Source organism: Pontibacter rufus (genome assembly GCF_015694705.1).
Lineage (GTDB): Bacteria > Bacteroidota > Bacteroidia > Cytophagales > Hymenobacteraceae > Pontibacter > Pontibacter rufus.
Genome location: NZ_JADQDR010000002.1, coordinates 220,998 through 236,658, shown reverse-complemented (window position 1 = coordinate 236,658; position 15,661 = coordinate 220,998). Strand labels below are relative to the sequence as shown.

The window sequence follows — 15,661 nt, the reverse complement described above, 5'->3', positions numbered from 1 at the left end:
GTTTGATGTATAGGATATATTTTATTCTGATTTCTGGATGATCTGTGATGTTCTTTCGCCTGTAGAAAGATTAAGAAAACTCAGGAGGTAGCTCCCCACTGACAGGTTGGAGAGATTTATTTTCAGGAGCTTGTCATCCAAAGACATCTTTCTGGACACCAGATTTCTGCCATCCATGGCAAAAACCTCCAGCTGAATGTTGGCGTTCGGAGCCGGAAGCGCTATTGTAATTGCCTTCTGAAATGGGTTAGGGTAAACCTGAATCCCATCCAGGGGAGTAGCGATTTTATCTGATTTAACTGTACTCAGGTAGCTCCGGTGAAAGCCTTCCAGCAGCGCCTGCCTTGCTTTGGGATTCTCATAGGCTTCGATGGCAACTTCGCCGATACTCCAGTCTATCTGAATGTCAGCGGCTTTCATACTTGAGCCGGCCGCACTAATCACAGACGCTTCCTGCGACTGGGCTATGGAAGGAAGAGAACAGAAGGAACATAAAAATAGAAGCAGTATAAGGTTTTTCATAATCTGTCTGTGAGGTGTTACAAATACTAATGCGAAGCAGGTAATTTCTAAGACAAATTAAAATAATGAAGGGGGGACAATTAGGTAGACATTTTATAAGTTGCTGTTATTCAGAATTTTATAAAATGTAGCTTATGGGTAAAAGGCAAGGGTTGGTCGTTTAATGGTCTTAAGCTACTTTGCGCCGGTGCTTTGACCTAAACTAAAGTGCTGAGAAATAGGCGTGCATGTCCTGTTCGGGGTGCAGCACCAGCTTTTTGCGTAAACGGTAGCGGGCTTTTTTTACGCTCTCTGTTTCCACACCCAATGCCCCGGCCATTTCGCGGGTGTTTAGTCCGAGCCGGAACATGGCTGCCAGCCGTATATCGTTAGCAGAAAAAGTGGGATGCTTTATTTTGAGGGAAAGGAAGAACGATGGATAAACGGTATTGAACAGGTGCTTAAAATGTTCCCAATCATCTTCCCGAAGCACCTTCAGGCTGATAAGCTCGTTAATTGAGGCATTGTTATCCGCTGCTGCGGGATGGTTTGTTAGCGCAAGCTGCTCCTGTAGCTGCAGTACAGCCTCATTGCTCTTTATCAGTTGGCGGGTATAGCTTTCCAGCTTTTCTTTCAGGTGCACCTGTTCCAGAATATTTTTCTGCAGTGTAAGTTGCTGCAGGGCATTTTCCTGGCGTTTCAGGAGCAGCCTTTTACGTTGCAACAGTATAAAAAAGGCACCTCCGGCACCAATAAGCAAGCAGGCAAGCATAAAATACATAGCCCGTTGTTGCTGGCCTTGCTTTTCCTGTTCCAGACGTTCTATTTCATGCTGCTTCTTGTCCGTTTCATAAGCTACTTCGGCCTGCGCTACCGATCTGGCCTTCTGCTCATTAAGCAGACTGTCGGAAACTGCCTTAAACTGCAACAGCACCTGGTAGGCCTTTGCATATTGTTTGCTCTCTGCCAGTATAGCGGCATATCGTGCCAGGGCGTCTTTACGGGATACCAGATGGCCATACCTGTTGGCGTACTGCACCGCTTTACGTGCATAAAGCAATGCTTCCGGGAGCATTCCGCTTTCCTGGGCTATGGCTGCTTTCTGAATGTAACCATACGTGAGGCTTTGGTTGTCTTCTGCTTCTTTCTTCAGCGATATGGAGCGGTTGATCAGCTCCCGGCTCAGTAGTACCTTTTTCCGGGCCAGCGCAATGTTCGATAAGTTATTGTATGCGGTTGCTTTATACCTGCTATTGCCTGTTTTTTCGCTGAGCTTAGCTGCTTCCGTCAGTTCACTCCATGCCTGTGTATAATAAAGCGTATCCTGCTGATCTCCCATCATCTTATGCACCAGGCCCAGGTTAAGCAAGGCCAGGGCAGCCATTTGATTGTTGTCAATCTCTCTGGCTATGGCCAATGCTTTCTGAAGAGCTTCCAGCGCCTGAGGCAGGCTGTTCATCTCTTTGTAAAAAAGCCCCAGGTTAGACAGGTTAAGCGATACTTTTCTTTTGTCTCCGGATTCTTCGTTAAGCTCCAGCGCTTTAAGCAGGTTTTCTGTTGCTTTCGGGTAATCACCTAAATTTTTGTAAACAAGCGCTATATTGTTGTACACACCGGCCCTGCCAGGTATTATGCCCTCCTGCTGCAGTATCCGGAGGGCCTGCATATAATGATTAAGTGCTTTTGCATACGCCTGCCACCGGAAGTATACCTGCCCCAGCGCATTAAGCCCGTCAGATTGCCCTTTTGCATTGCCGGTACTTTTACTAATGCGTAAAGCCTTGCTAAAATAAATCTCAGCAGTATCAAGGGCAGAGCGATCAAAGTATACATAACCTACATTTTCCAGTGCCTGCGCTTCCTCATCCGGTAACTGCAACAACCTGGAGATTGCCAGTGCCTTCCGGCCATAAAGCAGCGCCTGGTCTGGTTGGTTAAAGGAAAGGTCAAAAGAAAGCTGAAGGTAGCGCTGCAAAGTATCTTCGTTTACGGCGTCTGCAGAAGTTCCTGCTTCCGGCAGTAGCTGTGCCTGTGCTACGGGGAGGCATATTAGCTGAAGCAGCAGGAGTGCCGCATATAAGCGGTACAAAAACCTGAGTTTACTTTTTGCCGGCTGAGACAGATCATCCATCGAAACGCTCTTCACATGTGTGCTCTAAAAAATATCTTCAGAGGGAAAGCTTAAGGGGCTCGAACTGCAGCCCCGGTGAAGGGAAAGTATAAGCAAGCGCCTTATACTGCTGTATTATTACTCCCTGATTATCAGGTTTGCATAAGAGCTTATTGTGTTCGGGTAAGAATATTACAACTTTAAAAAATAAAAAGCATATAGCAAAACATATAGATGGAAAATCTATATAGAACAAGGAGATACTTATAAATTGAGCTTGTAGCGAGATTTTCCGGGTGTATCGTTATGCAGCAGTTTATACTATATCCGGGTGGTACTGCTTAAAGAGCTTAGATGCTATGTCCGGCCTTAATCCTGCTGCTCTCCGTGCTGCTTTTGCAGAGATTTTGCAAAGTTCCGAGCGTTACCATAAGCCAGTAACCTTGACAATCGATGATTTTATTTCTATATTAGCTAGATTATATACTATAGCAGGTATACAGATAATCTGAAAGGAAGTAAAAAGGCATAGAAGAGAAGGTGAAAACAACTTCCGTTTATGGTGCAGATAAGCCGGGTAAAGCTGTTTACCGATTTATCCGGCTTACCAATAGCTTAGTTGGGAAGGCCTATTCAGCCGGGGCTGCTCAAACTTGTTTACAGGAATATCCGATGTAAATGAATCTACAATAACATTAACAAACTACTTATGGAATTTAAGCACTTTTTTCTTTCGCTCGTACTGATTTGCGGTCTTACAACTTTAAGCCATGCGCAGCAATTAACAGTTGGCACCTACAATATCCGCTACGACAACCCCGGCGATACCGGTAACCTGTGGGCAGACCGGGCACCCGTAATTGCCGCATTGCTGCGTTTCCATGATTTTGATGTTTTCGGCACACAGGAAGCTTTAAAAAACCAGTTAGACGACATCAGCAAAGCGCTGCCGGAGTATGAACGATATGGCAGGGGCAGAGACGACGGAAAAGAGAAAGGCGAACACGCTGCCATTTTCTTTAAGAAAGACAAATTTAAGCTTCTGGATAAAGGAGACTTCTGGCTCTCGGAAACACCCGATAAACCCTCACTTGGTTGGGATGCTACCTGCTGCAACCGCATTGCTTCATGGGTATACTTACAGGATCTGGACACCAACAAGAAGTTTTATTTCTTTAATGTTCATTATGATCATCAAGGCGTGCAGGCGCGCAACGAAAGCAGCAAGCTAATGCTGCGCAAGATCAGGGAAATAGCAGGGAAGGAGCCTGTAATATTAACCGGCGATTTTAATGGCGGCCATACAAGTGACTGGTACAAGGCACTTGCAAACTCCGGCCTGTTAAAAGATACCTATAAAGCCGTGGCGCATCCCTATACCCCCAACGGCTCCTTTAATGGATTTAAACAACAGCCGGACAGCAACGAAATCATCGATCATATTTTCGTTACAGATGGTTTTAAGGTTGATAAGTGGGGGATTCTCACGGATACCTACCACGGCAAATTCCCGTCAGATCACTTCCCGATAATGGTAGAGTTAAGCTATGATGCTGAAAAATAGTTTATCCAATCAGAAGCGTGTTTGTAGTGCCGGCGCTTGTTGAATGATAAAGCCAGAGAAGGAATTCAGGGGAAACGTACCGGCAAGGTACTTTTCCCTTTTAGCTAAAAAAGCTGCTCAAATAGTACCTGCTATACTTTGCTAAACTGTCAGGCTGTATGCAATTTATAGTTATCTACAGGCGGTTTGCCGGTTTTGCGAAATCTGGTTCTTTTCTTTTTTCTGAAAAAGTACCGCCCGCCGCCATAGTTCCAGCCGGACAAAAGTATTCTGCAATTTCGGGTTGCTCGTATCTACTGTAGCGGTTGCGTTCAGGAAAATGCTCCTGCGTTTGGTGTTACCCGTTAGCCGCGCAAACAAGGCCCTGGCTACTTCTCCCACGCCCAGGCTCATAGGTATACTAACCACATTGCTTCCCTGAAAAACATGATAAGTGCTGTCAACGGTGCCGCAGACATCCAGCAGGTTTTCTACACAAGCGCTGTATGTTAAGCCGCTCACAACAAGCTTTTTCGCATTCCGGTTTTTAACCTGTACCTGCCCGCTGACCAGTATACCCTTGCTAAAGCTAAAACCCCGCAGCTTTACTTTGCTGAGGCTTACTGAAGGCGTATCAGGTGTGGCCATCCGGAGCATGTTGTAGAACGTGGTGCGTTGCTGGGGCAGGTTTCCCAGCTGGTAGGCAAGTGTCACAGTTTCTTTCAGACGTAAACTATCCTGGCTCCGGTATTGGTGCAGATACTGTTGCCATAGTTCATAGTTTACTGCCAGGGTAATCCAGGCCGATTGTGCGCCATGTGCGGGAAGCACCTTGCCGACACTTTCCCGGCTTATAGCGAAAGTATCGTTTGCATGACTCAGCGTTAGCAGCAGGCTGTCTACTTTTAAATCTACCGGCAGCGGGTTCTCCACATTGATGTTGAGTTTTATCCAGGCGGTATCATAATGGATGAAAACGCTTAATGTGTCGATGCGGCTTATATGCGGAACAAACTGTTTGCCACTCATACTTTTGCTCGTCTCCAACTCACCACTGAATGAAAAGTTAAGTTTGGTGGGGCCAATAATGTCATGGCTACTTATCAGTTCAGCCGAAGCCTTAAGCTCATAATTCCAGTTTTTACTGCCCTTGAGCGCCTTGTCTATTAGTTGATTTACATCTTCTGCGGACAGATGAATGGGTACTTCTACTGTGGCATCTTCACTGCTAACTTCTATCGGCTCCTGTGTATGTCCTGTTATCACCAGGCCTTCTCCCAGTTGTAAGGTATAGTCAAGGTTGCGGATGCTCAGGTCGGGCATGTTTGTACGCTGCACCTGCAACCGCAGGGTAAGGGAGGCTCCCTTCTGCGGGCTGAGTTCGCGTACAGAAAGACCTGCAACTTTTATACTTGTGTGCCCTTGCAGGGGCACCTGTACCTGCCGCTGCAGCCGTATACTTTGTCTTTCCGCGCCGGGCAGGTTATAGAGCAGGTTAAGTTCGATGGCGAGTGTTGCCTCTTGCTGCCCTTGCCTGTTTTTCATAAACTGTTTATAGGCGCTTTCATCAACCAGCAACGCCAGGTTTAAAGTCTGGTCACCTGATTTTTTCAGAACTTTTTCAAAGTCTTTTGTACCGCTTGCTATTATTTTACCCTGGTGCCTGATAAAGTAGGAGGCGCTGTCGATGTAGATAGGTATCGGAGCGGGGTTATGCACCACCACTTCTGCCTGCAGCAGCGTCTGTTCTTCTTTGGAGTCAATTTTGAGTTGCTTTACCTGCCTGACAGATGGCAGGTAATTGGTGCGGGAACTCATCGTGCTCATGTTCAGCATACCTTCCTTTTCAACCACTAACTCAAACTTATCAAATAACTTGCGGCTGCTCCTGATTTGTGCGGTTACCTGCGCAGTATAATGCCACTGGTCCTCTCCTGACAGCACTTTACGGATCAGGGCTACGGCATCAGAGGTCTTTAACTGCAAAGGTATCTCCAGCAATTCTCCTCCTTTCTGCAGCTGAAAAGCCGTATCTACCTGCCCCGTAATCAGTAATGAGTCTCCTATCCTTATCCGGTATCCGAAATCCCGGATATGCAAATCAGGCAGGTTGCGGTTCGAAGCATCCAGCTTGAGCAAAAAAGAGTATCCTGAGTCAACGCTGAAGTTGCGGACCACTATCTCGTCGAGTTTCAGGGAGGGCGCCTTGGATACAGGGACTTTAAGGTGCCGGTTAAGTGATATTGATTTTTGACTGATCAGGGGCAGGTCGAAGAAAACATCTGCTGTAATAGTCAGCTGCATACTGTCCTTATCTTTCTGCTGCATGTGCTGGCGGTACTTATCCAGGTTGAGCATCATACCCAGATCCAGTACTTCGTCTCCCAGCGGTGGCAGCGTTTGTGTGGTTAGCATCCGGCCTCGTCCCAGCGTAGTTTCCTCATTTTTAATGGTATAATGAATGCTGTCAAAGGTGATAGGTAACGGGATTCTGTTCTGTACCCGGACGCCTGCTTTTACCTGTGCCGAGTCGTTCGTTATTGCAAGTTTAAGGTAGGAAACATCTTCGATCTTAGGGTAGTATTTTTTGTTCAGAAAAAAGTATAAGCCCCCGCCGGCGAACGCCAGAAGCACTATTGTAAGAATAGCCCCTTTAACTTTGTTGTGCATGAGACCCACTTTTAATCCTGCTATGGCTTAACGTAAACATAACAACGACTGTTGGCCAAGCAATCTCTTTACCATGTCCTGTCATCTGTATAGAGAAAGTTTAGGCAGGAATAAATTGTTTGGTATGAAAGCACAGGCAGGTAACTTCTGTACTAATTAAGATTTCTCCCGGCAGGTAATTGGGGCTTTTCAGCTTTACGCCTGCTATACGATGTCAGTTGGCAGGTACAAACCCTGAACAAGTATAATGCGCAGGAAACCTGATGCCGCAGCATCAGGTTTCCTGCGCATTATTTTATCTGCTATACTTAGGCGCATGACCTTTATCAGCCTCATGATGTTATTTACCGCACAGATAAATAAAAGTAAATATCCGGGCAGAATGACAGCATCTGGTTATACTTCAAGCCGTTTTTGTACAGGTAGTTGTTAAACGCTAAACACGTTTATAGTTAACCTTGTATTCATAATCGCGACATTGATCGATACCTGATCCTTTGCAGGTAAGCGGTGGTTTATACGCTGATAAGCTGCCTGATAAGTATGTTTTTATACGTGCGTTACAAGGATTGTCTGCGAAAGTATAAGCCGGGTCAGGTTGTTAGATATACTGCTAAAATGAGCTTGTCTACTCTAAAGCATTATAGAGCACTTCAATCGGATGCAGGGCTTTGCGGCCAGTGCCGTCGTGAATCTGGTGGCGGCAACTGGTGCCGGGGGCGGCAATGATCACCTCTTCCGGTTGCTGCCGCACCGTCGGGAACAGCACCAACTCACCCACCTGCATCGAGATGTCGTAGTGCTCGGCCTCGTAGCCAAAAGAGCCGGCCATGCCGCAGCAACCGGACGGGATATTCTCTACTTTATAGTTCGGGGGCAAAGTGAGCATCTGCTGGGTATAGAGCACCGAAGAAAGTGCTTTCTGATGGCAATGCCCATGCAGCTTTATCAGCCGTGCCTCATCTTTGAACAAGCTCTTGTCGATGTGGCCGCTGAGAATTTCGCGCGCGATAAACTCATCAAACTGCAGGCAGTTGATGGAAAGGTCTTTGGCGTCTTTCTCCTGGTCAGCGTCTACCAGGTCCATATACTCGTCGCGGAAGGAGAGGATGCAGGAGGGCTCGATACCTACCAGCGGCGTGTCGCTGGAGATTAAATCTTTGAGCAGGGCCACATTTTTCTGCGCCAGTTTCTTCGCTTCCCGCAGCAGGCCTTTCGACATATAAGTGCGGCCGCTTTCTTCGTGCTTCGGAATCTCTACTTTATAACCCAGTCGCTCCAGCAGCAGCACGGCCGTTTTGCCAATATGCGTGTCGTTGTAGTTGGTGAACTCGTCGCAGAAAAGGTATACTTTCTTTTTGGCCTGCTGACCGTTGCTGCCTTTCTGCTTTTTGTGCTTTTTAAACCAGCTGCGCAGCGTGGTTTCCTGCAGCAGCGGCATGGTGCGTTTCGGCGCGAAGCCCATCATCTTTTTGGCGATGGCCGCCGTGGCATCATTCTTAAACAGGAAGTTATAGATGCCGGGCGCCATGGCGGCCAGCTGGTTGGCTTTGGTAAAGTTGCCTATCAGGCGCGTGCGGAAAGGAACGCCGTTGGCATCGTAGTAGTGCTGCAGGAACTCAGCCTTCAGCTTGGCCACGTCTACGTTGGAGGGGCATTCCGACTTACAGCCTTTGCAGGAGAGGCAGGTATGCATCGTGTCCATGATTTCCTCATGGTCGAAACGGTTCGCCTTTTCAGATCGCGTCAGGAACTCGCGCAGCATGTTGGCCCGGCCCCGGGTGGTGTCCTTTTCGTTGCGGGTCACCATATAGCTGGGGCACATGGTGCCGCCCGTCAGGTGCGTTTTGCGGCAGTCGCCGGAGCCGTTGCAAAGCTCGGCGGCGCGCAGCACGCCACCCGCCTGGCTGAAGCGGAAAACGGTGTCAAACTCCGGCGTTTCCTGCCCCGGCTCGTAGCGCAGGAAGGTGTTCATGGAGGGTGTGTTCACGATTTTGCCGGGGTTGAAGATGTTGCCCGGGTCCCACACGCGCTTCACTTCCTCCACCAGTTTATAGTTGTCTTCCCCTATCATAAACGGGATAAACTCCCCGCGCAGGCGGCCGTCGCCGTGCTCGCCGCTCAAAGAGCCCCGGTACTTCTTCACAAGGTGTGCAATCTCGGTAGCGATAGCGCGGAAAAGCTTGTTGCCTTCTTCTGTTTTCAGGTTGATGATCGGGCGCAGGTGCAGTTCGCCGCTGCCTGCGTGTGCGTAATGCACGCAGTATAAGTTGTACTGCTCCAGTGTGAGGTTAAATTCTCGGATAAATTCCGGCAGGTCATTTACATCCACCGCGGTGTCCTCAATCACAGCTACTGGTTTGGCATCGCCAGGCACATTGGAGAGCAGCCCGAGACCCGCTTTGCGCAGGTTCCATACTTTCTTTGTGTCCGGACCCGTTACCAGCGGGTAATAATAGCCCAGCCCGTTTTGTTCCAGATCATGCACTAGGGCCTGTGCCTGCTGCTGCACTTCTTCGATGTTGTTGCTGCCGAGTTCTACCACCAGGATAGCCCCCGGATCGCCTTTCACGAAAAAACGGTTCTGGCTTTGCTCGATGTTTGTTTTGGTGCACTCCAGTATATAGCTGTCCATAAGCTCGCTGGCGCTGGGCTTGTAACGCAGCGCCACCAGGTTCGCCCTTAGCGCTTCGTCGATGCTGTGGCAGTGGATGCACAGCAACCCGGTTTCCCTCGGCGGAAGCGGATTGACGTGTAGCTTTATCTCCGTCAGGAAAGCCAGGGTGCCCTCCGAACCCGCAATCAGTTTGCAGAAGTTGAAGGCTTGGGTACCTGCGGTAAACGGTTCCGATTCCAGCAGCAGGTCGATGGCGTAGCCGGTGTTGCGGCGCTGGACGCTGGGCTTCGGGAACTCCCGCCGGATGTTTTCCTGGGTAGTTGTATGCGACAGCATCGCCTTTGTTGCCTGGTAGATGCGTGTCTCCAGCTCGCCGGACGTGTTTTCTCCCCGACACTTTGCCTCAAAATCCGCTTGGCTCAACACACCGAATTCTGCTTCCGTACCGTCGCTCAGGATAACCTTTACAGAAAGTGTGTGCTCGCGGGTGCTGCCATATACCACCGAGTTAGAGCCGCAGGAGTTGTTGCCCACCATTCCCCCAATCATGGCGCGGTTTGCCGTAGAGGTTTCCGGGCCGAAGTAAAGGCCGTAGGGCTTCAGGAACATATTCAGTTCATCGCGGATAACGCCCGGCTGCACCCGTACCCAGCTTTCTTCCGGGTTCACTTCCAGGATCTGCGTGAAGGTGCGCGATACATCTACCACGATGCCGTTGCCGACCACCTGGCCAGCCAGCGAGGTGCCGGCCGTGCGCGGGATAAGCGAAGTACCCTCCTGGCGAGCAAACTGGATTAGTTTTTTAATATCCGCAACAGACTTCGGGAAAGCGACAGCCTGGGGCATCTCGCGGTAAGCCGAGGCGTCGGTGGCGTACAGCGTACGCATGGTATTGTTGAAATAAAATTCCCCCTCCAGCTGCCCGGAGAGTTGTTTCAGCTTTTCTGGATTCATATAGGTAAGCATGCTGTATCTACCACCGGCAGCAGAAAACAAGACGTCTTCTGCTGCACCTGAATGCGCTGGTACTACTGCTGATTTTAAGTTAAGATATTAGGCCTTTGTTAATGCTTGCCGCCGTTTGTTGTGCGCGTGGCTGGTTAAACGGCGGCTTGTTAAGGAATTTACAAAGATTCTTATCCCGAAGGTAAGCAGCGGAATGCTAAAGTCAAAGAGAGAAGCAGAAAGCAGCAGGCGTTGCAGGTATATTGGTATAAAAAACAGGTTTTTAACTTACCCTGGCTTATAAAAAGTTGTGATGAAAGGAGCAGTCTGAAAAGCCGGAAATTGCCTTTGTTTCATCAATTAGCAGTTTGGAAAGGTGCGCTTTGGAGGGATAGCGCGTGTATCTATTGCAGCTATAGGTTAGGTAAAGAAAAATCGTAGCTTTCCGGCAATAGCAATTTCGCCATTTACCTGTAAATAGAAATTCCTGCCGGTGCATGTTACAGGCAGGAATTTCTATTTTAAAGTATGAGAACAAGGAAATTGTGACCGGATTTTGAACGGGCTTTATCAAATTCTTATTCTGTAACCAGGCGCTTAGTATGGCACCTGGGCAATCACATCGATGTCTCTTGGCTGGCTGAGCATCATCTCTTTGTCTATCTTAAAAGTGCCGGTGGGTCCTTCTGTTATCGTGATCTGATCCAGCAGAAAGCGGCGGTGTTTTTTGTCCGAACCAGACACTGCTCCCCATACCGATGCCCTTTCTTCGGGATCTTTGCCATAAACGTAGGGTGATAGTGTTACCTTTTCTTCATGGCCTTTCTCGTCCCTGTACAGGATGTGTAAAACAGCCTGGTTTTCTATGGCTCTTATCACAGCGGCTATCTTCCTGTTGCCTTCCATGTAGTATATGCCTGTCTCCGTGAGCCTGCCATATATAGGGTGTCTGTGGCCCGTATCGCCGGTGTCTTCAAATACCGAAGGTTCCTCAATGTCTATAAGTCCCTCGAGGTGCAGGTTTTGGATAGCCGCTTCTGAAATGCCGGGCAGGTTCTGATTTATCAGGGGCGTCAGGTCATAAAACCGGCCGTCTCCATAAAAATCGTGCAGGTAGGTTAATACAGGATTTATCATTGCTTTGGAGTTATAGTTTCTTTTCTGATGAGCGTACACAGCAGGTCCGTGACAGTGCCCTTCGTAAAATGCTTTTGCGGTTTACCATACCAGGCGACGCAGAGAAAACGCTTAAATGCATACTGGTTATGAGTACTTGTATGCTAAAAAAACCAAAAGGTTATAAAATCATATAGAAAACCTCTTTTATAGATAAAAGATTGAATTCCAAAGGGTGTGGTGCCTTCCTTAGTGTGTATCTGTGCCCGCAAAAATGCGCATCTTAAGTAAAATTAATTAGATTTACCTATGCAAAAAGTTATACGCAGAAAGGTGCAGTGTCTGTTAATGTTGCTGCTGCTCTTTACAGCCATTCCAGGTGCTCTGGCGCAAAATCAGTCGCACAAAACGCAGGTCAGATATCTGTCAGGTATTGATAAGGATCACCGGGTTGCGTGGGACTTTAAGATAGACAAAGGGCGAAGGAGCGGCAAGTGGGCGACTATTCCTGTTCCGTCGAACTGGGAATTGGAAGGTTTTGGGGTTTATACCTATGGCCATGAGTGGCGCAAGTTGCTTCCGGAGGCAGATGCCACGGGCACTTACCGGTATAAATTTGCTGTGCCTTCCGGCTGGAAAAACAAAGTGACGGAAATCGTTTTTGAAGGAGCTATGACTGATACGGAAGTATTTGTTAATGGTAAAAAAGCCGGCCCTACGCACCAGGGAGGCTTTTACCGCTTCAAGTATGATATCAGCGATTTACTTAAGTATGGGCAGCAAAACCAGCTGGAAGTAAAAGTGAGAAACGTTTCGGCCAACGAATCAGTGAACAAGGCGGAGCGTGATGCTGACTTCTGGGTATTCGGGGGAATTTACCGGCCGGTGTACCTGGAGGCAAAACCAAGAGACTTTATCGACAGGATAGCCATTGATGCCAAAGCTGACGGCTCGTTTTTAGTGGATGTTTATCCCGGAAACATCAGGAAAGCAGCCGTGATCGAAGCCCAGATTTATACCCTGGGCAACCAGCCGGTAGGTGACGCTTTTCGTGCCAGCGCAGATAACAAGTCCGCTAAGGTTACTTTAAAACAACAAATCAAAACTCCCAGACTCTGGTCGCCGGAGTTTCCGAACCTGTACGAGGTGGAAGTAAGGCTGAAAGATAAAACAGGTATGCTGCATGTGCTGCGGGAGAAGTTTGGCTTCCGGACAGTAGAGCTTCGCGCCAGGGACGGGTTTTACGTGAACGGGCAGAAAATAAAGTTCCGGGGCGTAAACCGTCATAGTTTCTGGCCGACCTCCGGCCGCACGCTCAGCAAGGAACTGAGCATCCTGGATGTAAACCTGATGAAAGACATGAACATGAATGCGGTCCGCATGTCTCATTACCCGCCCGACCAGCACTTTCTGGATGTATGCGACTCCCTCGGCCTGTTTGTGCTGGATGAGCTAACGGGCTGGCAGGATGCATACGATACTGCCGTAGGTCGCAAACTGGTGAAGGAACTGGTTGTTCGTGATGTAAACCATCCTTCGGTGGTGATATGGGACAATGGCAACGAAGGCGGCAACAACTACGATTTGATAGATGATTATGCCCTGTATGATCCGCAGCACCGCACCGTGATACAACCATGGAACACCTTGGGCGAAACGAACACCTTTCACTATCCCGATTTTAACTATGTTGCTGATGTGCTCTCGAAAGGAGATAAGGTATACTTCTCTACTGAATTTATGCACGGGCTTTACGACGGCGGGCACGGAGCAGGCCTGGAAGACTTCTGGAACCTGATGCAGCGCAGCCAACTGTCGGCAGGCGGCTTTCTGTGGGCTTTCTCCGACGAAGGGGTAGTCAGAACAGATGAGGGAGGCAGTATTGATGTAAAAGGCACGCTGGCGCCTGATGGCATACTTGGGCCCTACCGCGAAAAGGAGGGGAGCTTCTATACAATTAAAGAAATCTGGTCGCCGGTATACATTAACCAGCCATACATTACCCCAAAATTCGACGGCAGGCTGCAGGTAGAAAACCGCTATCATTTCACGAACTTAAACCAGTGCACTTTTACGTGGCGCCTGCTCAGATTTCCGAAGCCTGATGATCAGGTAACGGATTCAACAGTTGTAGCTGCAGGCAGCGTAGCCATGCCTGCCGTTGAACCCGGGTTAACGGGCTACATGCACCTCAACCTGCCCGATGGCTGGCAAAACAGCGATGCCTTGTATCTTACCGCGACAGACCCGCACGGCCGCCACATTTTAACCTGGACCTGGCCTGTCAGAACGCCGGAGCAAATCGCAGCGTCGGTGGTGGATACCGCCAGCCTGCAGGCGGCCAGCGGACGCGAAGATGACCAGTACATTTATGTGTCGGCCAACGGGGTAGAAGTAAAGTTCAGCAAAGAAAACGGGCTGATTGCCGGTGTGCAGAATGCCATAACGCCTGTATCTTTCGGCAACGGGCCAAAGCTGACGGTTGACAACAGCAAGTTTAAATCTATCCGCCATTACCAGCAGGGGAACGACCATGTTGTAGCGCTGGAGTACGAGGGCCCTATCAGCCAGCTATACTACCGGATGATGGGCAGCGGGTGGCTGCAATTGGACTATACTTATTACCTGTATGGCGATTATGAGTATATGGGTGTTACGTTTTCTTATCCTGAGGAGAAAGTGAAAGGGGTGAAATGGCTTGGTGAAGGCCCTTACCGGGTATGGAAAAACCGCATGAAAGGACCACAGTTTGCCGTGCACCAGAAAGACTATAACAACACGGCAACAGGCCGTGGCTGGGACTATCCGGAATTTAAAGGCTACCACGACCGCATGTTCTGGGCGGTGATAGACAATGAGGAATATCCGATTACGGTGGTTTCGGCAACAGATCATATTTTCATGCGCCTGTTTACGCCCAAACCATCGGAGAACGAGACGAGCAATGCGGCTTTCCCAGCCGGGGATATTTCTTTCATGGATGCCATCAGCGCTGTGGGCACCAAGTTTCAGAAGGCAGAGCAGCTAAGCCCGCAGGGCGGAAAGAACCAGTTCCGCAACCACCACGACCGGCAGCGCCTGTGGGGCGCCACCTTATACTTCGATTTTGGAGCCGGCGTGAAAAAGGCAGCCCGGGGAACGCATTAAGCCCGTTGCAGTATGAAAGGAACAAGTATGGCTTGCTGCTAAAATTGCCAGACAGCAAAAAAACGAAGTAGACACCATCGTGGAAATTACCCTGAAATGCAATTCTGATGCATGATCACTTCAGGCACTGGCAATTGCCATTCTTTACGCTTCGCCATCTGTGCCATCTTTAAGATAGAAGGATCTTAACTCTTAATAAGCATGCACAATGCCTTCCTGCAAGGCTTTATCATAGTTCTCTTTATCAAACTGGTACAGGAAAGGAGAGCGGTGTGCGCCAATAGGCCTTTGTTCGTTTAACTTTTTTATCAAGCCAAGCGCCAACAATTTTTTGGGGAAGTTGCGTCGGTCCAGCTCTTTTCCCAGAATCGTTTCGTAGAGCACATGGATTTCGGGCAGGGTGAATTTTTCGGGCAACAGGTTATACCCGATAGGCTGGTGATAAATCTGAAGGCGCAGGGTTAACAAGGCTTTCTCCACTACGTCGTTATGTTCAAACAGGAGGTCAGGCAGCTCGCTTACATCACACCATTGATAGGCATCCGTGAAAAAATCCGTTGTGACGGTAACTTTAGAATAATCCACCAGGGCAAAGTAGCCAATTGACAGCGTACGCTCCAGCAGCCAGCTGTTCTCTTCCACTTCCAAACCAAACTTGTCAGCAAACTCTTTTGCGCTCGTTTCCTTTACCCGGAACGGGGAGTCGCCGAAAGTATGAAACTGTTGCAGAAACAAGTCTTTCAGGTTGGTTCTCTCCTGCAAAATCCGGTAAGCTGCCTGGGTTAATGGTTCCCTGCGCTGAATAAAACCGCCAGGCAATGCCCAGCTATTATGTCCTTTCACCCGAAGCAGCAAAATTTTTAACTGCTGATCATAATAACCAAAGATAACACAATCAATGGCTACATGAGGCAGATACTGCTTATGACCGTATTTTACAAAATTCAGGGCTTCCTCTTCCGTGTTCATAGAACAAAATTAAAAAATCATTGCGTACAATGTACGTAATTAA

The 15,661-nt window shown here is 48.6% G+C and carries 9 protein-coding genes; 2 read left to right on the top strand and 7 right to left on the bottom strand.

Annotated elements, in window-relative coordinates:
- Nucleotides 1-21: 21 nt before the first annotated feature.
- Nucleotides 22-522: a T9SS type A sorting domain-containing protein gene (locus I2I11_RS05400; protein ID WP_196266646.1), complete on the bottom strand. Its 501-nt coding sequence runs from the start codon at nt 520-522 to the stop codon at nt 22-24.
- A 202-nt stretch (nt 523-724) separates the two neighbouring features.
- Nucleotides 725-2,590: a tetratricopeptide repeat protein gene (locus I2I11_RS05395; RefSeq protein ID WP_196266645.1), complete on the bottom strand. Its 1,866-nt coding sequence runs from the start codon at nt 2,588-2,590 to the stop codon at nt 725-727.
- A gap of 730 nt (nt 2,591-3,320) precedes the next feature.
- Here I2I11_RS05395 and I2I11_RS05390 point away from each other — a divergent pair.
- Entirely contained in the window at nt 3,321-4,175 is an 855-nt protein-coding gene (locus I2I11_RS05390) for an endonuclease/exonuclease/phosphatase family protein (protein WP_196266644.1), read from the top strand.
- Between the two features lie 171 nt (nt 4,176-4,346).
- Here I2I11_RS05390 and I2I11_RS05385 read toward each other — a convergent pair whose 3' ends face one another.
- The 4 genes from I2I11_RS05385 to I2I11_RS05375 all read right to left on the bottom strand — a co-directional run bounded on the left by I2I11_RS05385 (nt 4,347) and on the right by I2I11_RS05375 (nt 11,523).
- Nucleotides 4,347-6,824, bottom strand: coding sequence for a hypothetical protein (locus tag I2I11_RS05385; RefSeq protein WP_196266643.1), 2,478 nt, complete (start codon nt 6,822-6,824; stop codon nt 4,347-4,349).
- 204 nt (nt 6,825-7,028) lie between these two features.
- The gene (locus I2I11_RS21410; protein ID WP_255531350.1) at nt 7,029-7,160 is read right to left on the bottom strand and encodes a hypothetical protein; all 132 of its coding nucleotides are present in this window, start codon (nt 7,158-7,160) and stop codon (nt 7,029-7,031) included.
- A gap of 292 nt (nt 7,161-7,452) precedes the next feature.
- On the bottom strand, nt 7,453-10,395 hold the full coding sequence (locus I2I11_RS05380; RefSeq protein WP_196266642.1) for an FAD-binding and (Fe-S)-binding domain-containing protein: 2,943 nt from the start codon (nt 10,393-10,395) through the stop codon (nt 7,453-7,455).
- A gap of 588 nt (nt 10,396-10,983) precedes the next feature.
- The gene (locus tag I2I11_RS05375; RefSeq protein WP_196266641.1) at nt 10,984-11,523 is read right to left on the bottom strand and encodes a hypothetical protein; all 540 of its coding nucleotides are present in this window, start codon (nt 11,521-11,523) and stop codon (nt 10,984-10,986) included.
- Nucleotides 11,524-11,811: 288 nt separating this feature from the next.
- Here I2I11_RS05375 and I2I11_RS05370 point away from each other — a divergent pair, with 288 nt between their 5' ends.
- Nucleotides 11,812-14,649, top strand: a complete 2,838-nt coding sequence (locus tag I2I11_RS05370; RefSeq protein WP_196266640.1) for a glycoside hydrolase family 2 protein — start codon at nt 11,812-11,814, stop codon at nt 14,647-14,649.
- Nucleotides 14,650-14,841: 192 nt separating this feature from the next.
- On the opposite strand, the gene I2I11_RS05365 is transcribed toward I2I11_RS05370, so the two are convergent.
- Entirely contained in the window at nt 14,842-15,618 is a 777-nt protein-coding gene (locus tag I2I11_RS05365; protein ID WP_196266639.1) for an NUDIX hydrolase, read from the bottom strand.
- Nucleotides 15,619-15,661 lie beyond the last annotated feature (43 nt).